Source organism: uncultured Brachyspira sp. (assembly GCF_944388875.1).
Taxonomy (GTDB): Bacteria; Spirochaetota; Brachyspiria; order Brachyspirales; family Brachyspiraceae; genus Brachyspira.
In genome coordinates this window covers 41,419-67,427 of sequence record NZ_CALXKQ010000011.1, presented here as the reverse complement: position 1 = coordinate 67,427, position 26,009 = coordinate 41,419, and the positions used below count along the sequence as shown (strand labels likewise).

Here is a 26,009-nt window from a genome sequence, read left to right as displayed (position 1 = left end):
AAACACTCTATGAAAATTATATTCCATAGAGTGAAAGTAATGGGTTTGTATATATATCTTAAGAGTGCAACAAATGACGTTTGTAGCTATACTATATATAACATCATAGACTTTAAACTGTAAAATTAATTTATCATATTAAATAATAATATGTTGTCATCTGAAGTTTTTATGCATAAAGTATTATTGTTAATGCTATTTCTTTGAATACTAATTCTTTATTTTTATATGTTTTTATAGTTAACTCATTGTTATTTAATGATACAGAATTTACTTTTAATAAATCACTTAAGAAAGCTTCTTCATTTTTTATATCTTCTTCATTTCTAGACATTAAAGCTGCTACTAAAATTATTTTATTATTTCTTATAGAATATGAGGTAAAATATATGTTGATACCAGCATTTCCATAAACATTACTGTTTCTAAATCCAATTGTTATTTTTGTATTGCTTGTTAAATAATATTCTTTTTTGTTTTGAGCATGATGATAAAAATATTGCAGTTAATAATAATAGTAATAATAGTGTTTTTTTATATTTTTACTTTTAATAAAATTCAAAAATATGTTTTTTATAAATATAACAATGGGCTTATGATTAAGGAAAATCACAAGCCCATCAATAATAGTGTTAGGAGTCTGATAATAATGAATAATTGCTTTATTAACATTTATAAAAAATTAAAATTTCATCTTATAAATCAGTCTTTCTTTTTTGTCTTTAGTAGTTAAAATTAAATTATCATTATCCAAATTTATTTTATATACATTTGCAAATAACTTTATATATTTATTTTCTTCAGTATATTCTTTATCGTCTTTACTGCTTTCTAGTAATTTTATATCTTTTATTGATATTTTATCATCATTTATTGTATAATAAGATGATAAATATCTATCACTATTATTATAACCATATATATGATTTTTAGTAAAATAAATAGTTATGTTAGAATTATTAAACTCATTTTTTAATGTAAATTCTTTACCGTTTAAATAATTTACAGATAAATTAGCTTTCTCTTTAAATATTAATTCTTTATTATCTTTTGTTTTTATAGTTAGAATATTTCCTCTTATCTCTATATTTTCAGCATTTGAAAGTAAATTTAAATATTCATTTTCTATATTCATTAAATATTCAGGACCTGTCATTTTAGTAGTTGAAATATTTTTTATTTGAATATTTTTATCATTTAAAGAGAAAAAAGCATTATATTTATTTATAACACCTTTTCCGCTTATACCGTTTTTATCAAATATTATAGTTATATTTTCATTTTTGTATAAATTGTCTAATATATATGTTTTTTCATCCAATATATTTTCGTATCCGCTATTATTAGCGTATATAATTTTAATAAAAAAAACAAAAATGATGCTTAAAAACTTTAATTTTCTTATCATAAGTTAAATTACATCCTAAGAATATTTATTTATAAAATAACTTAGAAAAACTATAATAGTAAAATAAGAAATGCATTATAATGCTATTAAAAGTATAAAAATATGAAAAAAATTATTTGCAAAAAAGAAAAAATAAGTTATCATATTACAGTTTACATAATAAAATCCGATAATTTTTATTGCAGGTTTAAGTATTTATGGGTAATATAAGAGAAGCTCATATAGAGGATGCTGAAATTGTTGTAGAATATATTAAAAAAGTATCAGATGAAACAAATTTTTTGATGTCTGGAGCTGATGAAAGGGAACTTGATATAAAAAAAGAGGAGGAATTTTTACAAAGCATACAAAAAAGTATAACAACTAAGATGTTTTTATATGAAATTAATAAAAAAATAGCTGGTATATGCAATTTGAAAGGTGTTGATAAGATAAGAGTAAGGCATAGAGTTAATCTTGGAATAAGCGTATTGAAAGAATATTGGGGAATGGGCATAGCTAAAGAGCTGATTTCTAATGCTGTAAACTATTGTAAAAATAATTCTATAAAAAAAATAGAATTAACAGTTAGAACCGACAATGAAAGGGCATTAAAATTGTATAAAAACATGGGATTTGTAATAGAAGGTGAGTTAAAGGACTTTTTTTGTATAGACGGAATTTATTATGATTGCTATATGATGGCTTTATTTATTTAAAATAAATACTGTATATAGAATTTATATATACTGTATACAGCTTAAAGTCATTGATTGTGCGGGTAAAAAATTTATATTGAGGTATAATTTAGTTAACATAATACTTGACTATTTTATGATAATATGTTAACTTTATTTCTGTTGTAAGGATTATCGTTTTAAGAAGAAAAAAGATTAGAAAAAATTTATAGAATTGGAGTTCTCAGATGCGAAAGTTTCTTATGGTATTTTTGGTATTATGTTTACTTATGCCGATAGCTGCTTATGCTCAAGATAATACCCAAATACCAATACCTACAATAGGATTGAATGTAGCTCAGGCACAAACTCCTCAGCAGGTAAGTTTAGGACTTCAAATATTATTCCTTTTGACTATATTATCTTTATCTCCGTCTATTATAATAATGACTACAAGCTTTATAAGAGTTTCAATAGTATTAAGTTTTGTACAAAGGGCTTTGTCATTACAGGAAACGCCTCCAAGAGCATTAATAATGGGGCTTTCTTTGTTTTTGACATTTTTTATTATGATGCCTACTTTGACTCAGGTAAATAATGAGGCTCTTCAGCCGTATCTAAATGGCTCTATAGGTGTTAATGAATTATACAGCAGAGGGATACAGCCTGTAAGAATGTTTATGTTCAACTCTTTAAGAGGTGAAAATGGAATGAAGAGTTTGGATTTATTTTTAAGCATAAGCAATACTGATATAAGACTTAGAGAGATTCAAACTGTTGATGATTTAAATAGGATACCAACTATTGTGGTGATACCTGCATTTATTATAAATGAACTTACTATAGCATTTAAAATGGGCATATATTTATTTATACCATTTATTGTTATAGATTTGGTTGTTGCTTCTGTACTTATGGCTATGGGTATGATAATGCTTCCGCCTATTATGATATCTTTGCCGCTTAAAATAATATTATTTGTAGCGGTTGACGGATGGAAGTTATTAATATTACAGATAGTACAAAGTTTTAGATAGGGTATTTTGAACTTTATATAGCAATATAATTTAAGGAATTTTTATGGGTGATACTTCGATTATTGTTTTGGTGCAGGAAACTTTATGGGTATTTATGCTTCTTTCTGCCCCCGTTTTAGGAATATCAATAATAGTAGGTTTGATAATATCAATACTTCAGGCTACTACAAGTATTCAGGAACAAACATTAACATTTGTTCCAAAAATGATAGCGATGCTTGCTGTTATATATGTATTGGCTTCTTGGATGCTTAATTATACAAGTGCTTTTACGGTTAGATTATTTAGTATACTTCCAACTATAGCTAGATAATAGTTTATATTGGAATAAATAGGTTAGGTTAGGAATAATGGATAATTTTGTTAATTTCTTTCAGATTTACCTGCTCATTATGGTAAGATTTGCAGCTATTCTTATGGTAGCTCCATTATTTTCTTCTAATGTTATACCTAATAGTATAAAGATGGCTTTAGCATTTATCGCTACTGCTACTATATTTCCATTGGTTGCTGATACAAATGTTCAGGCTGCTCCTACATTTGTTGAATACTTTTTAACACTTGTAAATGAGGCACTTATTGGAATATTGATAGGATTTTTAATGTCAATAATATTTGCCGCTTATCAGGTTATGGCAAATTTCTTTGAAATACAAATGGGATTTGGTATATCAGAAACTGTTGACCCAATATCTCAGGTTACTGTTCCAGTATTAGGACAGCTTCAGTCTTTGATAGTAATATTAATATTTATAGCTATAGACGGACCTAGCTGGGTAGTAAGAACTTTATTTTACAGCTTTAAATCTATGCCAGTATTAAGCGATGCATCTAAGGCTGTGTTTATGTCATCATTTAATGGAGTTATAGACAGAATGATATATTATATGAGTTCATTATTCTCCATAGCTCTTTCACTTGCATTGCCTATAATGCTTACATTGTTTTTATTATCATTAAGTTTAGGGTTATTGGCAAAAGCAGCTCCTCAAATGAATGTTTTGATGCTTGGTTTTCCTATGCAGATAGCTGTTGGAATAATAACTTATTATATATTAATACCAGTTTTAGTTTCTAATTTTATGAAAATATTGGAATATACTATATCTGATGTAAATAATGTAATTACTTTCTTATCAGGAGGTACTATATGAAAAATATAATATCTTCTATACTAGAAATATTAATTATATTCAAAGCAAGACTTTACAGAAAATATTTAAAGTTTACAGGGAAAGGTTTTGTATTAACATTATTTGCATCCGCTGAAGATGAAGGAAGAACAGAACTTCCTACTGAGAGAAAGAAAAGAAAGGCAAGAGAAGAGGAAGGACGTGTTGTAAACTCTGTTGAAATAAATCAAACATTAGTATTAGCCGTAACAATAGCTGTTATAGCATTACTTACAACTTATTTAACTCATACAGTTGCTCAGTTTTTTATTACAATATTAAATAAAATATCATCGGCGGACACTACTATGAATATGAACGCCTTGCCTGATATGATGCTTGAAATATTTGAATTAATTGCAAAAACGGCTGGAATAGTTTTAGTTGTTGCTTTGGTAGTTGGTGTTGGAGTCAATTTAGCACAAACTAAATTCTTATTTACAACTAAAAAATTAAAACCTAATTTCAAAAGAATAGCACCTACTTGGTCAAACTTCAAAGAGAGAGTATTTATTTCTTCACAGAACTTGATGAATTTAGCAAAAATACTTTTCAAAATGATTGTAATATCATTATTAACTTTCAGCACTATATACGGAAAGAGTAGCGAGTTATTTTATATGACTAATATGGAATTAAATCAGGCTATGCATGTATTTTTCTTTATAGTGTTGGAGATGCTTGCTAAGGTAATTATATTTATGATAATAGTATCTGCTTTCGATTACTTCTTTCAAAGAAGGCAGTATATTAATAGCTTGAAAATGACAAAGCATGAGATGAAAGAAGAGTTTAAGGAGATGGAAGGAGATCCTTTAGTAAAAAGTCAATTGCAGGATATGGCTAGAAAAATAGTAAGCAGAACAATGCTTAAATCTGTTCCTGAAGCTGATGTTGTGATTACAAACCCGACTCACTTTGCAGTTGCTTTGAAATATGAAAGCGGAGATTATGCTCCTATAGTAACAGCTAAGGGAGCTGATAATATAGCTTTAAAAATAAAAGAAATAGCTAAAAATAATGATGTTCAAATAGTAGAGAATAAACCTTTAGCCCGCGAGTTATTTTATAATGTGGAAATAGGACAGTATATACCTGAAAAATTATTTCATGTTGTTTCAAAAATACTTGGTGAAGTATATAGAATACGCAATGAAAAAATGGCAAGGGCTATATAGGAGGAATAAATAGTGGCAACAATGAATAGTGCTAAATCAATTTTGGATTCGATAAAACTGCCTGCTAATATAAGCAGACATAGTGATATAATGTTTGCTGTAGGTGCGGTTATGGTAATAATGATGCTCATTATACCATTGCCTTCAATGATATTGGACTTTTTGCTTATAGTAAATATAGTAATATCGCTTTTAATACTTCTTATGGTATTAAGTTTGAAAAGTGCAAGTGAGTTTAGTGTATTTCCTTCAGTTCTGCTTGTTATGACTGCATTCAGACTGGCATTAAACGTATCTACAACAAGGGCAATTCTAACACAGGGTACTAATTTTAATGGTAAAGTTATCACATCATTTGCTGAGTTTGTAGTTGGAAATAATATAGTTGTAGGTGTTGTAATATTTATAATACTTATAATAGTACAATTCGTTGTTATCACAAAAGGTGCGACAAGGGTATCAGAAGTAGCAGCAAGATTTGCTTTGGATAGTATGCCTTCAAAGATGATGGCAGTAGAAAGCGAACTTCAGGCTGGAGCTATTACTGATAAAGAAGCTGAAGATAAGAGAAAAAAGATAAGAAGCGAGAGTGATTTTTATGGTACTATGGACGGTGCTTCAAAATTTGTACAAGGGGACGTTATAGCTGGTATCATAATCACTATTATAAATATAGTAGGCGGACTCATCATAGGTATGACTATGAGAGGAGAGCCTTTTGCTCAGGCTGCTGATGCTTATACACGCTTTACAGTCGGCGATGGTTTGGTAAGTCAGATACCTTCGTTTTTTATGAGTTTTGCTACTGGTTTGCTTGTAACTAGAAGCAGCAGCGAGGATAATTTATCCACTCAGATTGCTGTACAGGTTTTTGCTAAACCTAAAAACTTATTCATAGGTGCAGGTTTTGCTTTCTTTCTAATGCTTTTACCTGGATTTCCAAAAATAGCATTATTTGTTATAGCATTAGCATTATTCTTAGCAGGCTATGCATTAAGAAAAGAACAGCAGGAATTAGGTCTTAATGAAGATGGTACAAAGACTGCAGATGCTGAACAGACACAGAGAGGTCCTTTAGATGTAAGTCAGTATTTGAAAGTTGAGAAGATAGAGCTTTCCATAGCTACATCATTGGTTCCGTTAGCATTAGAGGATCAGGGCGGTGATTTGATACATAGAATAACTCAGGTTAGAAGAGAGTTAGCATTAGAGATTGGGCTTGCTGTGCCTCCAGTAAGAATTCTTGATAATACAGTTATAGATCAGGATGAATATACTATTAGTATTAATGGTACAGAAGTTGCTAAAGGTTTTGTAAGACCTAAAATGCTTTTGGCTTTAAACTCTAATGTACAGGAAGAGCCTTCTCCGGATTGTGAAAAAGTTAAAGACCCTTCATTTGGGCTTCCTGCTTATTGGATACATGTTGATGAGAGGGATATGGCTGCCAAAAAAGGATTTATGTTATTTGATCCTACAGCGGTTATAGCTACTCACTTCAGCGAAACAATTAAGAGAAATGCTAATCTTCTTATCGGACGTGAAGAAGTACAGAATATGCTTGATCGTATCAAAGATGATCATAAAGCTCTTGTATCTGAAGTACTTGCTGCTAAGCCTCATAATGAAAGTCCTCTTGGATACATACAGAAAGTATTGCAGAATCTTCTTCAGGAGGAAGTGCCTATTAAGAACAGCGTTGCAATATTAGAAGGTGTTGCTGATGCTATATCTATGATGGGAAGCGAACAGGCTACTGAACTTGTTAGAAGCAGATTAGCTCCTCAAATATCGCAGATGGTTGCAGATCAAAATAAAAATATAAGGGTTATTACTTTAAGTCAGCAGCTGCAAAACAATATAGCTCAGAACTTAGCAAATACTGGAAATATACAGGGTTCTCAGATGATTGCTATGAGTTTTGAAAGCATGCAGAACTTGATTAAAAATATAAAAGATGCAGTTAAACTTGTTAATGAAAATGGAGTTGATGATATAGTATTTTTAACTTCTCCTTTAATTAGAAGACCTCTATTCCAATTCATATCCAAGAATGTTGGAAAGTATAAGGTTATAGCTACTACTGAAATAGCACAGGGTTATAAGGTTGAAGGAATTGCTAGTATAAAATAAAACATAGCTCTTTTATGAGAGTAATTAAGATATAAATATTAATATTTGGGAGTTATACTATGAAAACCATAAAAATTTTTGGAAAAAACAGAGAAGAAATCGAAAAACAGGCTAGAGATAAATATGGTGAAAGCTATTTTATCATTAGTGTTAGGGAAAGCAAAAGAAAAAATATTTTCGGCATGATTAAAAAAGAGTTTGAAGTTTCTATAGGCGTATTGGAACAATATTAATATAAATATTATTAAGATAAATTATTAAGATATAAAATTTTATAAAGAGGTTTTTTAAGATGATTATAGGAGTAAGAAAATGGTAGACATACGCACTATTAGAGGTAAGGATAAAAAGGATGCATTAGCTAAAGCCAGAGTTGAATATGGAGGCAACTTCGTCATTTTAACTACTAAAGATATAAAAGTCGGCGGATTTTTAGGGCTTGGAATGAAAACAGAGCATGAGCTTAGAATAATGCTTAATAACTCTATATACGATAGAAAAAACAATTCAGAAGAAAAAAGTTCTTATGACAGCAGCATAGAAGATGATGATAATATGCATAGAAGCAAAATTTTAAGCGATAGAATAGAAATGAAAAAGCATGGAACAGAAGCTATTGATGCCAGCGAGATGGCTGACAGAATAGCATCTATAAGCAGAAGACTTAAAGAGGATTTAAAAAAGAGAAATGCTAATAAGGTAAATACAAACACTGCTTCTTCTTTGGATACTCCTGCTTTTAATAATAAAGAAGAAAATGCAGAAGAATTAGGTTTTGCTGATGAGTTTTCTAATAAAAATGATAATGCAGATATCGGCAATAATTCTTCTTATACAGAAAATAATAATACTGATTTCAATATTAATAGTGCTGATGTATTAGAGAGAAAAAATAATATAGATATAAATAATGTATCAGAAAGAAATAATATTGCAGATAGAAATAACTATAATAATATAGAAAGAGGAAATGATAATTTTACTCCATTGCCTCATTTTAATAATTCTCAGTACTCTAATTCTCCATTTGCTAATTCTATATTTGCCAATATGGGAAATAGAATGCTGTCAGATTCTTCTTATAATTCCAATAATTCAAGCAATAGTAATAGTTATGGTAATTTTTCTAATAATAGTTTTATGAACAGTATGAACAGCAATGTTCATAATAATATGAATTCTTATGCAAATAATACTGTTAATAATTCTCAAATTAACAATTCTATAGATGAAAATGTTAAAAGATTAGTTCAGGAACAAATAAAAGATATAGTTAAAGAATATTTAGAAAATAGTATTCCAAACCTGAATGCAAATAAGAACTATAACTCCAATAATATTAATGATAATACATATAATCAAAAAACAGAATATAATGATTTATTTAGAGATGAAGAGAGCGAAATAAGAGATTCTATAGAAGAGATAAAAGAGTTTAGAGAAGAAAATAATCTTGCTAGAGAAACTAGAGATAATAAAATCAGTAGCAGAAATAAAATAAGAAATTATTTTGAAAATAACACAGAAAATGATTCTGAAGTTACTGTTGCTGACGGAATGGAAGAGAGCTTTAACTATTTAAGAAATAGAGAGTTTCCTGAAGAAATTTTATTAGATTTAAGAGAATATTTGCTTACTTCAAGCAATGCCAGATTTTTTCAATCTAAGGATGTAATTATAGAAGAGGTTGAAAAATATTTTTCTGAAAGATTGATGCTTTCAAACGGCATAGATATAGGAGTTAAAAAGAAAATAATAGTATTTGTAGGACCTACAGGCGTTGGTAAAACTACAACCATACCTAAAATAGCAGCACAGCACATGAAATCGGGTAAAAAAGTTTCATTTGTTACTATAGATAATTATAGAATTGCTGCTGTAGATCAGCTTCAAAGATATGCAAGCATAATGAAAGTTCCTTTTACCAGTGCGAGTACTCCAGAGGCTTTGAGAGCGGAAATTAGAAAAATGGATAATTCTTCTCTTTTATTTATAGATACTATGGGACGTTCTCCTAAAGGTGCTGAAGATATAGTTGCAATGTCTAAATATTTCACTACAGTTGGAAGATTTGATATGGATATTCAGCTTGTTATGAGTTCTACTGCTAAATATAAGGATGCTGTTAAAATATTGAATGCATTTAAACCTACAAATTATAAGGGTGTTATATTGACTAAAGTTGATGAAACAGATTATTTAGCTTCATCGATATGTGCTATAATTAAGAAAAAGCTGCCTATTACTTATATTACTCATGGTCAGGGTGTTCCTAAAGACATATCTACTGCTAAAAAATATGGGTATAAAATAATGGAAGGGTTATTTGGCGATACAAAATAATTTTTATTAAAAGGATTAAGAACATTAAGGGTATGTTATGAAAGATCAAGCAGATGAATTAAGAAAGATGATGGGGGTTAAAGATAAACGTCCTCAGCGTATTATTAGTATAGCCAGCGGCAAAGGCGGTGTTGGTAAAACGAATATTGCAATTAATTTATCAATAGCATTGCAGCAGTTGGGACAGAATGTGCTTTTGATAGATGCAGATCTTGGACTTGGTAATGTTAATGTAATACTTGGAAATATGCCTGAATATAATTTATATCATGTGATAAAGGGAGTAAAAAAACTGCATGAGGTTATACTTGAAACTAATTATGGAATAAGGTATATTGCAGGTGCTTCAGGATTTTCTTCTTTAGCTAATTTATCAGGAAGGGCTTTAAGTAAATTAGTTAATAGTATGGATTCTTTAAATGATGCTGATATAGTTATAGTTGATACAGGGGCTGGCATATCAGATACTGTTTTATACTTTTTGCTTTCTTCAGATGAAAGTATTGTAGTAACAACTCCAGAACTTACTGCTATATTGGATGCTTATGGGGTTATAAAGTCTATAGCACCAGAAAATGCAAATGCTGATATAAAAATATTGGTTAATAGAGTTACTAAGGCTTCTGAAGGGAAAGAGGTTGGAGATAAAATAATAATGACTAGTAAAAAATATTTAGATATGGATGTTAAATATTTAGGGCATATTTTGGAAGATAAAACCATTCCTTATGCGGTTTCACAGCAGCTTCCTTTTTATCAGTATGATAATAAATGTCATGCTTCTATATCTATATATAATATAGCTAAAAAGATAATAGATATGGAGTATGATGACGGCAGAGATATAAAAGGTTTCGGCGGTTTTGTTGAATCTTTATTATCATTTGTTAGTAAAAAATAATAATAATAGAATTGTTATAAAATATTAGAGGTAATCATGAATAATGTAGTTGAAAAAGTTAAACAATATTTTTCTTCTAATTTTGGTAAATTGGCTGGATTAATAATAGGTTTATCATTTGTAATAACGCTTATACTTTCTGTTCTATATAAAAATAGGATAGATATTTCTATAGTTAAGGCTATTATATCAGCTGTTATAACGGCAGGAATATTATTTTTACTTGGTACTGTATTGAAAAAATATTTAGGAGATGTGATAGATGAATCAGCATCGGCTTCATCATCTTCTAATTTGGATATAGATTATGGTGCTATAGATGACAACACTATGGCAGGATATGAACATCCTACCAATACAATTTTACCTAATGATGCTTCTTCTAATAATAATGATGCTGATGTTGTTCCTAATGTTGATAAAAATCAGAAAATGGATTATTCTAGTTCAGGAGATGATATAGGAAGTATAGTTTTTGGAAGTTCAAATAGTGCATCGTCTAATACTGCACCATCAAGTTATAGTTCTTCAAGCAGCATGTTTCCAGATAAAAAGGTAAAAGAGAGCGAGATAATTAAAGAAGTTCATGAGGATCCTGAAAAAGTGGCTAAAGCTGTTAGAACTATGATAGCAAAAGATGAAAAAGAGAATAAGTAAATTAATTGATGAGTGAATTACTATGAAAATGAATAAGAAAGACAAAGGCAAAATACCAAATATTACTAATGAGAATGAACAGGAGCATTGGCTTGAGTTCAAAAAGACACAATCCCCTTTTATAAGGGAGGCATTAATTATTAAATATGCTCAATTGGTGAAATATGTTGCTGGTAAAGTATCTGTAAAAATGGGTTCTCATAAACATATTGAATTTGAAGATTTAGTAGGTTTTGGTACTTTTGGTTTAATGGATGCTATTGATAAATATAATCCCAATAGAGATATTAAGTTCAAAACTTATGCAGTTACTAGGATTAGAGGTGCTATATATGATGAACTTAGAAAACTTGATTATCTGCCTAGGTCTATACGTAAGGATGTTAAGGAGATAGAAAAGGCTAGGGAGATACTGGAAGCAAGACTTAGCAGAAATATTAAACCGCAGGAGATAGCTGATATGTTAGGAATTACAATGAGTAAATATAATGAAACTATGAAAAGATATATAGAGGCTTCTCCTACTTCTTTGAGCGATGTTTGGTATGTAGGCGATGACTCTGATGAGATATCTGTTATAGATACTTTAAAATCTAATGATAAGACTAACCCTGAATATTTAGCTGAGAGAGAAGATGTTAAAAATAAGATAGTTGATGCTTTAAAGAGATTGCCTGAAAAAGAAAAACAGGTTTTGATATTATATTATTATGATGATCTTACATTAAAAGAGATAGGAAGAGTTTTGGATGTATCAGAAAGCAGAATATCGCAGCTGCATGGCAAGGCCATACAGGAATTAAGATGTTCTCTTTCAGAGATAAAAAAACAATTATTATAATAGGTGATTTTTATGAATGAATTAAAAAGAAAAATATTAGAAAGTGATTTTTATAAAGAAATTTATAATAATAAAAATACTCGTTCTGTTGATTTATATGTTAATTCTTTGGAAAGAGGCATGCAGGAAGCTGCTGCTGTATTTCAATGTCCTATATATGAATTAAGTTATAAAGTACTTGAAGAGGGAAGCAAAGGATTTTTTAATATAGGAGCAAAGCCTTTTCTTGTAAGATATACTCATATTAAATATGAAAAATCAAATATTTCTCTTGGAGGCGGTGTTGATTATAGCACTGGAAATACGGGAGAAAATGCTCAGGAGAAAGTAGTATTCAACAAAGATACAGAAATAATTTTAAGAGTTAAGAGGGATGGAGTATTCTTAAAAGTTATGCCTCCTGTTGCTGAAGGTAAAAGAATTGAAGATATGATGGATTTAGAAAGAAAGTTAATAGATGCTGGCATAAAAGAATATGATTCTCATTTGGCAAAAAAAATGCTTCATGAACAAACAGGGCAGTATGAAAAAATTGCTGAATGGGATATATCTAAATCTCCTAATAATGCTAAGATTAGCTACACTCTCAGTGATGATAAGATGCGTGCTTATGTTACAGTTACAAAGCCTACTAGAGGCGGAAGGGAAATGGACTTGCAGGATGTAAAAGAATTATTAGAAAACAGCAGTATTACTTTCGGCTTCCAAGAAGAGAATGTTTCAAGATGCTTGGATGAAGGAACTTTCAATGTGCCTATACTTGCTGCTGAAGGACGTCCTCCTGTTAATGGTCAGAATGCTAAGATAGAATATTTAGTTAATGTAAATAAAAAAGTTATACCTAAATATATAGGAGAGGATCAAAGTATTGACTATAAGGATTTAAGTATAGTTGAAAATGTTGAGCAGGGACAAAAGTTAGCTAGAAAACTTCCTGCTACAGACGGAGAAACAGGAAGAACTGTACTTGGATTGAAAATAGAAACTAAACCTGGAAAAGATATAGATATTAAAGAGATATTAGGCAATAACGTGGAGCTGTCTGATGACAATGAATATATAATTGCTTCTATAAGCGGACAAGTTGTTCTTAAAGGGAAGCTGCTTAGTGTTGAACCTATATTTGAAGTGGCTGGTGATGTAGGTCCTGAAACTGGAAACATTAATTTCATAGGAAGTGTTGTTGTTAAAGGAAGTGTAAGCGATAATTACTCTGTTAAAGCGGAAGGAAATATAGATGTTCATGGAACTGTAGGTAAATGCGACTTAGAGGCTAAGGGTGACATTATGGTTAAACTTGGTATTCAAGGCAATGAAAATAGTTTTGTAAAAGCTGGAGGGGATGTTATTGCTAAGTTTATACAGTTCTCCAATGTTCAGGCTGGAAATAATGTTGTTGTTACTGAGGCTATATTGAACTCTAATATTGATGCGGATAATAGAATAATACTTATAGGTAAGAGAGCATCTGCAAGCGGCGGAAGACTCAGAGCTTTAGTAGAAGTTAATGGTAAAGTATTAGGTTCTCAGGCTGGTGCTAAAACTATAATAGAAACAGGAATAAGCCCTGCAAAAAGACGTGCTGTTGATGAATTGGATAAAGAGAAAGAAGAGTTGGATATATCTATTGAAGAAACAGAAAGAAATATAAAATCTATAGAGCAGGCTGCTAAACTTAAGAAATTGGATGATGAGAAAAAAGATCAGCTGCAAAGTTATAAAGAACAGTTAGAACAGGCTAATAGCAGAAGGGAAGAGGTTGTATTAAATAGAGAAGCTTTGTTACAGGAAATGGAAATAGAAAAAGTTGAATCTACTGTAAGTGCTGGTAAAGAGATGCTTCCTGGTGTACAGCTTACAATAGGAAGTGCTGAGTTTGCTATAAGACAAAGCTATAAGGCTATAACATTTTTTGAAGACGGCGGAATGATTCAAACAGAAAAATACAGAGGCGAGCCAAAGAATGAGAATAAGAGAGAGGATGACGAATAAGAGGTTTATATGTCTTTAAGTATAAAAGAATTTTATGCTGCAGTTATTGAATGCGGTATAGATGCTGACCCAAGAGGAAGGGATTTAGTAGAAAAAGAATTAGAAAGTACAAAAAAAGAATATGATAAATTAGATGATAAAAAGAAGGAGCACTTTGATAAGGATACACTTTTTAATCCTTATTCTGATACTAGAGTTTTAAATATTGCAGAAGATAAAGATATAAAAAATATTTTATGCGGTATAGATATGAATACTCCAGAACTTCTTCTTGCCGACAGACTGAATGAGAAAAATGCAAATATAGATTTAGTTATAACACATCATCCTAATGGATACGGATTTGTTAATTTTTATGATGTTATATCTATGCAGTCTGATAAGAATGCATTGCATGATGTGCCTATAAATGTATCTGAGGCTTTATCTAATAAAAGACTTAATGAAGTAAGCCGTTCTGTTTACGGAGCAAATCATTTTAGAGATGTTGATGCGGCTAAACTCCTTAAATTAAATTATATGTGTATGCATACCGTTGCTGATAATTTTGTTGAGAGTTTTTTAGCTGAAAAAATGAAAACAGAAAAACCTTATAAACTTTCAGATATAATCGATATACTCTATTCAATAGAAGAATATAATATATCTGCTATGCGTTATAATCCGCCTAAAATATTTAATGGCTCTAATAATTCTAAGGCTGGCAAAATTATTGTAGATATGACGGGAGGGGCTTCTTTTGATTCTGCTATGATAGAAGCATTATCCAAAGCCAATATAGGAACTATTATTGTGATGAATATATCTGACAGGCTTTTAGATGAGTGCCGAAAATATTATATTAATGTAGTATGTGCGGGTCATATGTCTAGTGATAGTTTGGGAATTAATTTATTATTTAAAGCTGTAAAAGAAAAAACAAAACAAAATTTTAATATAATACCTGCTTCTGGTTACATATTAGTCAATAGATAATTATGTCTAAATATAATAATATACTATTTGATCTTGACGGAACTATTACAGATTCTGCTTTAGGTATAACAAATGCTGTTGTATATTCTATTAATAAACTTAATAATTTATATAATTTGAATTTAAGTATTCCTAATGATGAAACTCTTAGAAAGTTTATAGGTCCTCCTCTTAATGTAAGTTTTAGGAAATACTGTTGTGATGATGAAAAATTATCATATAAGTTTATTAAATTTTACAGAGAAGATTATAATGATAATGGAGGACTATTTAAGTGTACTCTTTATGATGGTATATACAATTTAATTAAAACATTATTTGAAAATAACTATAAAATATTTTTGGCAACTGCAAAGCCTATAGAATCAGCTATTAAAATAATAGAATATTTTGATATTAAGAAATTTTTTAATGGTTTTTATGCTCCTTCTATTGGAGGACAAATAAAAAATAAATTGGATGTATTAATAGAAGCTGTAGAAAAAGAAAATTTTGATAAGAGTAAAACAATTATGATAGGTGATAGAATAGATGATATAGATGCTGCCAAAAATGTAGGTATAGATTCCATAGCCGTTAGATATGGTTTTGGAAAAGAAGAAGAGTTTAAAAATGCATCTTACATAGTTAATAATGCTTATGAAATTTTTAGTATATTAACTAAATAAAATTTCTTCTAATACTTTTTTGCTTTTTATTTTTCTGTTAATATGATTGAACAATGATTTATTCATTATATCTTTAACATTATCTTTTGAACTATCGTATATATTTATAATATCTTTGTTATTGACTATATCCATTAATGAAGTATGTTTTATTATTCTCATAAAATTTTTATCATTCTCTGTTATATTTATAGAATCTCTAATCATAGTTTTGCATTTACTGCAAATTAATCCGCCTTCATTTATAGAGTAGAATAAAGCACTCTCATCTTCACATAATACGCATTTATCCAAATGAGGCGATATACCAGCTATATAAAGTATTTTCATTTCAAATGCTGTTATTAATATATCTATATGTTTTTTTTTATTTTCTTCACTATCATTAAAATTTTCTTCTAAAACTTCTAATGCATCTAAAATTTTTTCCATTAAAATAAAATATCTGCTGTCAAAATCTTTAGCAAAGTAAAGCATTATTTCTCTTATATAAAATACTGCTAAAGAGGAATATATTGATTTTTCTAATAGAGTATAATTTTTTATAATTGAAGATTCTTTTAATATAGATAATTGAGGCGGTTTTTTATCATAAATTGTTATGTTTAATTTTGATATGCTCTCTAAATCAGAGCCGAATGCTTTAGAGTCTTTTTTTGCTTTATAGCATACAGCCTGAAGTATTGAATTATTTGTTAAAAAAGATGCTATTATTGAAGAGGTTTTATATTGATTGTATGAAAGTATAAAAGCCTGCAATATATTTCCTTAAAATAAAAAATAAAAAGGGCAGGTAAAAACCCGCCCCGCTATGCCATCAGCAGCAATTAAGCTTGATGTATAGCATTGCTTGGACAAACAGCTTCACAAGCAGCACAATCAGTGCATTTTTCTGGATCAATCACATAGATATCTCCTTCGCTAATAGCATCGAATGCACACTCAGGAAGACATGATCCGCAAGCTACACAATCGTTATTTATAACACGTGGCATAATTGACCTCCATAAAAATTAAACTGTAAGAGTATTATAACATAAATGAATAATGAAATCAATATCTATTATTTATATTTATTTGTTGTTATTTTACTATATATTAACGTTTCACTTGTTTGATAATGTGATTTTTTATCTGTATAAAGTGATTTATTCATTCGTTATTAAAAAATTATTTATCTTGTAAAATTTTTTAATAAATGTTAAAATATGATTTAATATTACTAAATTTTGTAATAATTTTTAAGGTTAATTTTATTTTTAAGGAGTTAAAAATGGACAAGAAAAAAGAATTTAAAGTCGCAATAGCAGGATATGGGCATGTTGGTAAGGATACAGTGAAAACTATTATTGAAAACAATTCTATTATGGAAAACAGAACAGGAATAAAATTAACCATTAAAACCATTTTTAGCAGAAATATTGATAAGGTGCAAAATGATAAATTTTTGGATCAAGTTCAAATAAAAACTAAAGATTTAAATGATATATTGAATGATGATGAGATTGATATAGTTATAGAAGTTTTGGGCGGAATGGATACAGCTAAAGAATTATTAATGAAAACAAAAAAACCAGTTGTTACAGCTAATAAGGCATTGCTTGCTAATTGTTTCGGAGAACTTATAAAGAACAGAAAATCAGATATAGCATTTGAGGCTTCTGTTGCCGGTGCTATTCCTATAATAAAGGCTATGAAGGAAAGTTTAGTTTCAGATAGAATGGAAGGCGTTTATGGTATATTAAATGGTACTTGTAATTATATTCTAACAAACATGACTAAAAATAATTTGGATTTTGATGTTGTGCTTAAGGATGCTCAGGAAAAAGGATATGCTGAGGCTGATCCTACATTTGATATTGATGGAATAGATACGGCTCATAAACTTTGCATACTTTCTTCTATTGCTTTTTGTAATGTTATAAGTTTTGATAAAATATTTATCAGAGGAATAAGAAACATTATATTAGATGATATTGTATTTGCATCAGAGCTTGATCTCACTATTAAATTAATAGCTGAAGCTGTTTTGGATGATAATGACAATGCTTATATATATGTTATACCTACAATGCTTAATGGAAATAATATGCTTTCTAGGGTTGATTATGCTTTTAATGCTATAACTGTTGTAGGAGATCGTTCTGGTGATACAGTATTCTATGGTTCTGGTGCAGGAGGAAGACCTACAAGCAGTGCAATAGTTTCTGATGCTGTTACATTAGCTAGAAATACTTTGATAACTGATGAGCTTAGAGTTCCTATACTTGGTTTTGTTAATGAAAATAAAAATCTTAAATTAAAAGATTTTAAAGATAAGAATGAAACTTTCTATGTAAGGTTTAAATCTAAAAATAATGATTTACTTGCTTTTAACGAGGCTTTTTATGATATTAATATTGAAAAAAGCGTTGAAAGAAATGGAAACTTCATGTTCATACTTAAAGGTTCAAGCATAAATTCTATAGTTGAAGCTATAGAAAAAGTTGAAAAAATAGAAGATATATTTATAGCTAAAATTAAATAAGATTATATATATATTTAAAAGCATTTGCACAATAATTATTATATGTGCAAATGTTTTTTATTTTTTATTTAATTTTAGAAATTATCTGTCAATCTAAAATCACAAATTATAAATACCAAAAAAGTATAAACGAATCTTTTACTGATTTCTTTTTTATTTTCACTCTTTTTAAAATCAATATTTATATCTACTGGCTCATCATATTCTATATCGGCATCCACTTTTGCAGACATTGTGAAAATATCTCCGTCATTTGCAGGAAATGTATATGTTATAGTATCATTATATCCTAATGCATCATTTGTATACATATCATATCTTTTAGCAAAAGCCTTAAAAGCTCCGTAACTTGCCTCTATATTTTTTATCTTTTTTATTTCTTTTTTCAAATTCTTTTTATCTAATTTTACAAGTGTTAATTGATTTATTGGCTGTACTAATTCATAATTCTCAAGATGTTTTCTCCATTTATCTATGGTTTTATTATCCATTTCTTCGGGGGTTGCCAAACTTATAAAATTGTCAGAATTAATTTTTACTTCTTCATCATCAGAATTTGAATAGCTTCCATCATTTGAATATCTAAAAGTTGTTATGAAGTTTTTATCTTTGTCATACAAGTTCCATATTAAAGAAGATGCAAATCTATTCATTAAATAATTATCAATAAAAACTTCTTTAAACAAATCATAGCTGTATATATTACCATCTATTAATGTAATACTTAAAATACTAGCACTATGATTAATAAACTTTGGTATTTCTTTTTTTAATTCTTTTACTTCTTCTTTTAGTTTTTCATCAAAGTTTTGAGGAATCTTTTTTAATTCTTTATTATCTTTTATATTAAAAAAGCTCAAAGTATAATCATTATTAACAATTAATTTATAATCATCGTTTAATATTTTTTCACCTTGAGAATTAAATCCGTAATTAGGTGTACATCTTAATCGAAATTCAGTATAACCTATATTCATTTTTTCAAGTAATTCATTAATCATTTTTCCAGCTTCTTTGCGAACTTCGGTTTTCTTTGTATCTGAATATATTTCATATAATAAACTCTGAGCATATCTGCTTTCTATATTGAATTTTATCATTATAAGGAAAACTTTTGAATCAATACCTAATAATATCAATTCAGATATCTCTTTTAAAGCTTCATCTCCTCCGTACATAGCATAAATAAAACCTGCAATCTCTGTGTTTTGATTTTCTAAATAAATTTCTCTAATGAACTTTAAAAATGATTCAAAATCAAGCAAATTAACTATATTATCAATTTTTTCTAATCTGTTAATTGTTCTTTTCAAAGATAAATACTCTGAATATATATACTTTATCACTGTAATATCTACTTCTCTTGATTTATCTTTTATTAGAACATGACAATCCTTTATAAAATCAAGTTTTTTATCTTCTTTTTTGGGATTATATTTTTTTTGAGCGTACTTTTCTACTTTTTCTATAGTTTTGAAATTATAATCTTTTGTAACAAATGAAAGCTCTGATGAGAAATCACTTTCAATTCTTTTTCTTAATCTTACAATTCTTTTATTTTTATCTTTTGCAATAAGATTATATATTTCTTTAACATTAAATTTTGTTATAGTTATATAATCTTCTTTAGGATAAAAGGCTTGCATATATACTTTAAGTCTTGTATGTAACTTATCTTCATCATCGCAAAAAGTACCAACTTCTTCTAAATTATCTAAATTCCAATTTTCTAAAGATTCATAACAATCATATTTATAAGCAAATCTAAATAGTCCTGCAGCAGTGATTAGTTTTTGTGTATCCCATTTATCAAGAGGCTGATTAAAACTTTGAGCCATATAAAACATCATATCCATATTTTCTACATTAGATACATTCCAACTATTTAAAGGCTGATTAAATTTCATGCATGAGAAAAATGTCTTTTCCATGTTTACAACATTAGAAGTGTCCCATTTATCAAAAGGCTGATTTAATTTTTCGCATTGCCTAAACAAAGAATCCATATTTGTAACATTAGAAACATCCCAATCATTAAGATTCTGATTAAAAACATCACAATATGCAAACATACTTGATAAATCTTTAACTTTAGAAGTATTCCATTTATTTAAAGGCTTATTAAAAACTTTTGCACGAGTAAACATATTAGACATATCTTCAACATTAGAAGTGTCCCATTTATTCAAAGGCTGATTAAAGTTTTCACATTCCTGAAACATGCCTCGCATATTTTTAACTTTTGATACATTCCAGTTATTTAAAGGCTGATTAAACTCATTTGCACCATAAAATATAAATGACATATCTTCAACATTAGAAACGTCCCATTTATCAAGAGGCTGATTAAAATTAGAACAATGAGTAAACATATTATTCATACTTTTTACTTTAGATACATTCCAACTGCTTAAATCAGGATTAAAATCTATATTTGAATATCTTACCAACGCATTATAGCCCATATAGGCAAACATCATATCCATATTTGTAACATTAGAAGTTTCCCAACCTTCTATTCCTTCAAAATCTTTTCTTTTACTTTCATAAAAAAGTTTGCTCATATCTGTAATAAGACTTGTATCAACATCATAAAGTTTTATACCGTCAGTAAATACTAGTTTTTTTAATTCCGTTTTTGTTTTTGGCTTATATTTTTTCATAATCTTATATCCTAATAATAAGTTTAAATAATTCTAATACATGTATATATGGTATTATACTATACTAAATTAAATACTATTTGTCAAAATTAATTATATATTATTTTTTACATACAGCATATATTTTAATAAAAGTATAGTCTTTATATTAAAATAAATCTGTCAATCTAAAATCCCAGATCATTAATACTAATAAAGTATAAACAAATCTTTTACATATCTCTTTTTTGTTTTCACTCTTTTTAAAATCAATGGTAATCTTTATTTGCTCATCATATTCTCCTTGAATTTTTGAAGTCATAGTAAAAATATCTCCGTCATTTGATGTAAAGGCATATGTTACAATACCATCGTATCCGATTACATTACTAATATTCATTTCATATTTTTTACTAAAATACTTAAAAGCACTATAAGTTGCCTTTATATTTTTTATTTTTTTTATTTCTTTTTCCAAATTGTTTTTATCCAATTTTATAACTGTTAATTGATTTATTGGCTGTGCTATTTCATAATCTTCAAGCTGTTTTCTCCATTTCTTTATAGTGTTATCATCCATTTCTACGGGACTTGCTAAACTGACAAAACTATTATCATAAATTTTTATTTCTTCATCTTCACAGTTTGAATAACTTCCATCGCCTGAATATCTGAAAGTTGTTATAAACGTATTATCTTTGTCATATAGATTCCATATTAAAGATAAAGCAAATCTATTCATCATAACATTATCAATAAAAATATATTTAAATATATCATAACTGTATTTATTGCCGTTTATTAATGTAATAGCTAAAAGATTAGAATTCTTTTTAATAAACTTTTTTATTTCTTTTCTTAATTTTATTATTTCTTTTTTTAAATTTTCATCAAAGCTTCGAGGAATCTTTTTTAATTCTTTATTATTTTTTATATCAAACAAGCTCAAAGAATAATCACTATTCAAAATTAATTTATAATTTTTATTCAATGCTTTTTCACCTTCAGAATTAAATCCGAAATCAGGAGCATATCTTAATCTAAATTCCGTATAATCAATATTCATTTCTTCAAGCAATTCATTAATTATTTTTTCTGCTTCGATTCTAACTTCTGTTTTTTTCGTAGTCATAAATATTTTATATAATAATTTAAGTGCATATTTACTTTGATTATTTAATTTAATTGTTATAAGTAAAAGTTTTGTATCATGTGCTTTTTTATATATATTTTTTAAAGCCTCATCTCCTCCATATATTATATAAATAAAAGCGGCTGCTTCTTTATTAGTTTCATCATAAATATTTTTAATAAACTCTATAAATGATTCTTTATCAAGCAAATTAACCATATTATCAATTTTTACTAATCTTTTCACATCTCTTTTAAGAGACAAATATTCCAAGTATATATGCTTTATAACATTAATATTAACTTCTCTTGATTTATCTTTTATTAAAACCTTATAATTATTATTATTTATAAAGATTACTTTTTTATCATCTTTTTTATTATAATTATCTTCAAGATACTTTTCTGCTTCTTCTATAGTTTTGAAATTATAATCATCAGTAACAGATGAAAGTTCTGAAGAAAAATCACTTTCAAGTCTTTTTCTTAATACTACAATTTTTTTATTTGTATCTTTTGATATTGAATAATATACTTCTTTGACATTATCTTTTGTGATAGTTAAATAATTTTGATAAGAACCATAAAATGCCTGAAGATATGCTCTAATTCTTAAAGGCAATTTTTCTTTATCATCGCATAAATCACTCATATTTAATATTTTATTTAAATCCCAATTTGCCAATGAGTAATAACAATTATAGCTTTTAACATATTTAAACATTGAGTCAATTTTTTTAAGTTTTTTGTATCCCATTTATCAAGCGGCTTATTAAATGAAACAGTATCACAAAACATAGCTTCCATATTTTTCACATTAGATACATTCCAACTATTTAAAGTCTGATTAAAAGCTTTGCATTGTACAAACATCTCATGCATATTTTCAACATTAGAAGTATCCCATTTATCCAAAGGCTGATTAAAACTTTCTGCCAACTTAAACATACCTCTCATGTCTTTCACATTAGAAACATCCCAATCATTAAGAGGCTGATTAAAAATATGAGAATAACTAAACATATTCGATAAATCTTCAACTTTAGATATATTCCAATTATTTAAAGGCTGATTAAAATTAGAACAATAGGCAAACATATTACTCATATTTTTAACTTTAGATACATTCCAATTATTTAAATTGGGATTAAAATCTATTCTTGACAATTCTAAAATAAAATTAAAGTCCATATATGCAAACATATAAGACATATCCTCAACATTAGAAACATCCCAATCTTCTATGCCTTCAAAATCTTTCCTTTTACTTTCATGAAAAAGCTTGCTCATATCCGTTATAAGACTAGTATCTACACAATCAAGTTTTATGCCGTCAGTAAATACTAATTTTTTGAGTTCTTCTTTTGTTGCTGGTTTGTATTTTTTCATGAATTTAGTCCTAAGTGATAGTTTACATAACTTTAATATAGCTATATATAGTATAATATATGTTATATAATTTTTCTACCCTAGAGAATAATTATATTGATATTCTGGCAGCAGATAAGCCTTTCAGTAAAATCTTGCTTTATATCTGAAATTATACAGCTAATTTTCTTAGTGCTTTTTGTTTAAGATAATTCATGTATTACAGCCTCTTCATATTCACGCATTGTATCTCTTATGAAAATATCTTTTGTGAATATTGCCACAGGTATTTTATATTTTTTTGAATATTCCCTTATAAATGATAATGCTTCTTTAGTTCTGTTATTATCAAATGTTATAAAAGGATCATCCAATAATATTAATCTTCCAGCCTCATGTATTTTAGTTAATATAGAAAGACGCATAGATATATAAACAGCATCTTTAGTAGCTGAAGAAAGAAGCTCAACATTTCTGCTTTCATTCTGCTTATCTTTCACCATGATTTTATTCTTATCAAATCCAGACATAATAATTCCATCATCTGATAAATCTTTTCCTGTTATATGATTGTATAAAACTTTAGCTTCATTAGATAATGAATCAAATATGTCATCATTTTTTTTATTTATTTTAGAGAGCATATTTTCTAATAATTCTAAAGCACTCCTTTTTTTGTTTAATTCCTTTATTTCTTCATCATTCTTCTTTAATTCGCTTTCAAGTTCTATTATATTGCTGTGAACATCATCTGCACTGCTGAGTTCTCCTTTGATATAGGACATATTGGATAGTATTTTATTCATGTTGTTTTCTATATATTTTATTTCTTTCTCAAGTTCTTTTAATCTGTTTTCAAGGTTTCTTAATTCCATTTCATTAAAAGTTTCTGGATTTATTCCCTTATCATCAAGTTCTTTTAAAACTCTAAAACAATCAGCCTCTAATGTGGCTATATCTTTAAATCCTAATTTTTTTGCTTCTGTCATTAGTTTTGAAAATAATTCTTCTGTACTCTTATAAACAGAATCATAATCGCTTTTTATTTCATAATAATTTTCTTTATCCCTTACATTAATCTTTCTAAAAAAATTAGATAATTCTTTATTATATATTTCTAATTTCTGCATATTATCTTCAAGTTCTTTTATATAATTGTTTAATTCTTCATCATCATTTTTTGAAAGTATCAATTCTATTTTTACCAATTCTTTTGTTAGAATATCTTTAAGCGATGAAATATCTAAATTGTAATTGTCTATATTAAGTTCAGGCAAAGCATATAATATATCATTTATAGTTTTATCATTATTTGAATCTTTTATAAACATAAATGGTATAGAAGGCAGTATTATTAAAAACCAATACGGATTTTTAAAATAAAAACTAAGAAATGATGCTATAATAACAATAATACCTAAAAAAACTGCTTTTGGTATTTTATAATTTTTTTTAATTAAATCATCTATTTTTTTTATTGCCCTGTCTATTCTGATTTTTCTGCTTTCATAATCAGTATTATTCTTTTCCTCTTCTGATTTTTTTAGAGCTTCTATTTTTCCATTAATATATGATATATTATTTTGGGAATCTTCTATTTTTTTAGTTATATCATTTATTTTAGGAGAATGATCTTCTTTTAAGTATATGTTTTCGCTTAAGAATTTATCTTTTTTATTGAAGTCAGTTATTAACTTTATTAGTTCTAGTTTTACATTTTTTAATTCTGAATTTTTCTGTGAATTTATAGTTTCGCTTAATTTTGTATACTCTGCTATTTTTTCTTTTATTAGAATATCATTTTTATTGTATTCTTCATTCAGTTCTTTTAAATTATCCTTCTTATTAACTTCTGTATTTGCTTTTGAATATAATTCATTTAATTCATCTTTGATTTCTTCTTTTCTGTATTTAAGATTTTTTAATATAGAAGGTATTGAGTTTTGAGATTTTCCTGAGTATTCGGATTTTATTTCGGATATTATTTTTCCTATATCAATATCCGAAGAAAATAATTTCTTCTTAATTTCACTTTCCCAATCTTTAGAATCTTTTTTGCTGTCTGACATTTCAAATATTATTTCGCTTTGCCTTATAGCATATAGATTATTGTATGACTGAGGATGCATTTTTTTTGAAGGTTCTATTTCTGGTTCAAGATAAATATCTATATCATCACCGTATCTTGATTTTATTTGTTTGGCAAATGATGAAGTTTTTTTATTCTCTGAGAGAAGAAGCATTAGAGAATCAAATATTGTAGTTTTTCCAGACTCATTTTCTCCGTAGAATAATGTAAGTCCGTCTGATATTTCAAATGATTTATTTTTAAACTTTCCAAATTTATTTAGATTTAAAATCATAAAGTTATTCCCATATT

Annotated in this window: 21 protein-coding genes and 1 pseudogene; 15 read left to right on the top strand and 7 right to left on the bottom strand. The window is 27.7% G+C overall.

The annotated features are described in order from the left end of the window. Window positions 1–169 precede the first annotated feature (169 nt). Together Q0J69_RS08185 and Q0J69_RS08180 are read right to left on the bottom strand one after the other, a co-directional pair. Window positions 170–397, bottom strand: coding sequence for a hypothetical protein (locus tag Q0J69_RS08185; protein WP_366030456.1), 228 nt, complete (start codon window positions 395–397; stop codon window positions 170–172). A 285-nt stretch (window positions 398–682) separates the two neighbouring features. Continuing rightward, window positions 683–1,408 carry an META domain-containing protein gene (locus tag Q0J69_RS08180; protein ID WP_297206025.1) on the bottom strand — a complete coding sequence of 242 codons (726 nt, stop codon included), beginning with the start codon at window positions 1,406–1,408 and terminating at the stop codon, window positions 683–685. Window positions 1,409–1,605: 197 nt separating this feature from the next. Here Q0J69_RS08180 and Q0J69_RS08175 point away from each other — a divergent pair, with 197 nt between their 5' ends. The 14 genes from Q0J69_RS08175 to Q0J69_RS08110 all read left to right on the top strand — a co-directional run bounded on the left by Q0J69_RS08175 (window position 1,606) and on the right by Q0J69_RS08110 (window position 15,961). Continuing rightward, window positions 1,606–2,106, top strand: a complete 501-nt coding sequence (locus Q0J69_RS08175) for a GNAT family protein (RefSeq protein WP_297206023.1) — start codon at window positions 1,606–1,608, stop codon at window positions 2,104–2,106. A 206-nt stretch (window positions 2,107–2,312) separates the two neighbouring features. Beyond that, complete coding sequence (fliP, locus tag Q0J69_RS08170) at window positions 2,313–3,101, top strand: flagellar type III secretion system pore protein FliP (protein ID WP_297206020.1); 789 nt, start codon at window positions 2,313–2,315, stop codon at window positions 3,099–3,101. A gap of 43 nt (window positions 3,102–3,144) precedes the next feature. Further along, a complete protein-coding gene (fliQ, locus tag Q0J69_RS08165) occupies window positions 3,145–3,414 on the top strand; it encodes a flagellar biosynthesis protein FliQ (RefSeq protein WP_297206017.1) in 270 nt (89 codons plus the stop codon). 37 nt (window positions 3,415–3,451) lie between these two features. Continuing rightward, window positions 3,452–4,255 (top strand): flagellar biosynthetic protein FliR, encoded by an 804-nt coding sequence (fliR, locus tag Q0J69_RS08160; protein WP_297206014.1) that lies wholly within the window; start codon window positions 3,452–3,454, stop codon window positions 4,253–4,255. Further along, window positions 4,252–5,451 carry a flagellar biosynthesis protein FlhB gene (flhB, locus tag Q0J69_RS08155; protein ID WP_297206011.1) on the top strand — a complete coding sequence of 400 codons (1,200 nt, stop codon included), beginning with the start codon at window positions 4,252–4,254 and terminating at the stop codon, window positions 5,449–5,451. Before fliR ends, flhB begins: the two co-directional genes overlap by 4 nt. Window positions 5,452–5,472: 21 nt before the next feature. Further along, complete coding sequence (locus Q0J69_RS08150; protein WP_297206055.1) at window positions 5,473–7,584, top strand: flagellar biosynthesis protein FlhA; 2,112 nt, start codon at window positions 5,473–5,475, stop codon at window positions 7,582–7,584. Window positions 7,585–7,643: 59 nt separating this feature from the next. Further along, entirely contained in the window at window positions 7,644–7,817 is a 174-nt protein-coding gene (locus Q0J69_RS08145) for a hypothetical protein (RefSeq protein ID WP_169730108.1), read from the top strand. Window positions 7,818–7,896: 79 nt separating this feature from the next. Then, on the top strand, window positions 7,897–9,927 hold the full coding sequence (locus tag Q0J69_RS08140; RefSeq protein ID WP_297206007.1) for a flagellar biosynthesis regulator FlhF: 2,031 nt from the start codon (window positions 7,897–7,899) through the stop codon (window positions 9,925–9,927). A 37-nt stretch (window positions 9,928–9,964) separates the two neighbouring features. Then, complete coding sequence (locus Q0J69_RS08135; protein ID WP_297206005.1) at window positions 9,965–10,828, top strand: MinD/ParA family protein; 864 nt, start codon at window positions 9,965–9,967, stop codon at window positions 10,826–10,828. 36 nt (window positions 10,829–10,864) lie between these two features. Further along, window positions 10,865–11,485 (top strand): hypothetical protein, encoded by a 621-nt coding sequence (locus Q0J69_RS08130; protein ID WP_297206002.1) that lies wholly within the window; start codon window positions 10,865–10,867, stop codon window positions 11,483–11,485. 22 nt (window positions 11,486–11,507) lie between these two features. Continuing rightward, on the top strand, window positions 11,508–12,326 hold the full coding sequence (whiG, locus tag Q0J69_RS08125) for an RNA polymerase sigma factor WhiG (protein ID WP_297206000.1): 819 nt from the start codon (window positions 11,508–11,510) through the stop codon (window positions 12,324–12,326). Between the two features lie 12 nt (window positions 12,327–12,338). Beyond that, on the top strand, window positions 12,339–14,318 hold the full coding sequence (locus tag Q0J69_RS08120) for a FapA family protein (RefSeq protein WP_297205998.1): 1,980 nt from the start codon (window positions 12,339–12,341) through the stop codon (window positions 14,316–14,318). A 9-nt stretch (window positions 14,319–14,327) separates the two neighbouring features. Next, entirely contained in the window at window positions 14,328–15,293 is a 966-nt protein-coding gene (locus tag Q0J69_RS08115) for a hypothetical protein (RefSeq protein ID WP_297205996.1), read from the top strand. Window positions 15,294–15,295: 2 nt separating this feature from the next. Continuing rightward, complete coding sequence (locus Q0J69_RS08110; protein ID WP_297205992.1) at window positions 15,296–15,961, top strand: HAD hydrolase-like protein; 666 nt, start codon at window positions 15,296–15,298, stop codon at window positions 15,959–15,961. Here Q0J69_RS08110 and recO read toward each other — a convergent pair. Continuing rightward, entirely contained in the window at window positions 15,950–16,723 is a 774-nt protein-coding gene (gene recO / locus Q0J69_RS08105) for a DNA repair protein RecO (RefSeq protein ID WP_297206053.1), read from the bottom strand. The two genes, Q0J69_RS08110 and recO, sit on opposite strands and share 12 nt — an antisense overlap. A gap of 65 nt (window positions 16,724–16,788) precedes the next feature. Further along, a complete protein-coding gene (locus tag Q0J69_RS08100) occupies window positions 16,789–16,956 on the bottom strand; it encodes a 4Fe-4S binding protein (RefSeq protein WP_297205990.1) in 168 nt (55 codons plus the stop codon). Window positions 16,957–17,234: 278 nt separating this feature from the next. On the opposite strand from Q0J69_RS08100, the gene Q0J69_RS08095 reads away from it, so the two are divergent. Next, window positions 17,235–18,488, top strand: a complete 1,254-nt coding sequence (locus tag Q0J69_RS08095) for a homoserine dehydrogenase (RefSeq protein ID WP_297205987.1) — start codon at window positions 17,235–17,237, stop codon at window positions 18,486–18,488. Window positions 18,489–18,562: 74 nt separating this feature from the next. Here the strand turns inward: Q0J69_RS08095 and Q0J69_RS08090 are convergent, their stop codons facing one another. The 3 genes and pseudogenes from Q0J69_RS08090 to Q0J69_RS08080 form a co-directional block, all read right to left on the bottom strand. After that, window positions 18,563–21,151, bottom strand: a complete 2,589-nt coding sequence (locus Q0J69_RS08090) for a BspA family leucine-rich repeat surface protein (RefSeq protein WP_297205983.1) — start codon at window positions 21,149–21,151, stop codon at window positions 18,563–18,565. 148 nt (window positions 21,152–21,299) lie between these two features. Next, window positions 21,300–23,650: pseudogene (locus tag Q0J69_RS08085) on the bottom strand (BspA family leucine-rich repeat surface protein). A 182-nt stretch (window positions 23,651–23,832) separates the two neighbouring features. Further along, window positions 23,833–25,992, bottom strand: a complete 2,160-nt coding sequence (locus tag Q0J69_RS08080; RefSeq protein ID WP_297205981.1) for an AAA family ATPase — start codon at window positions 25,990–25,992, stop codon at window positions 23,833–23,835. Window positions 25,993–26,009: the final 17 nt, after the last annotated feature.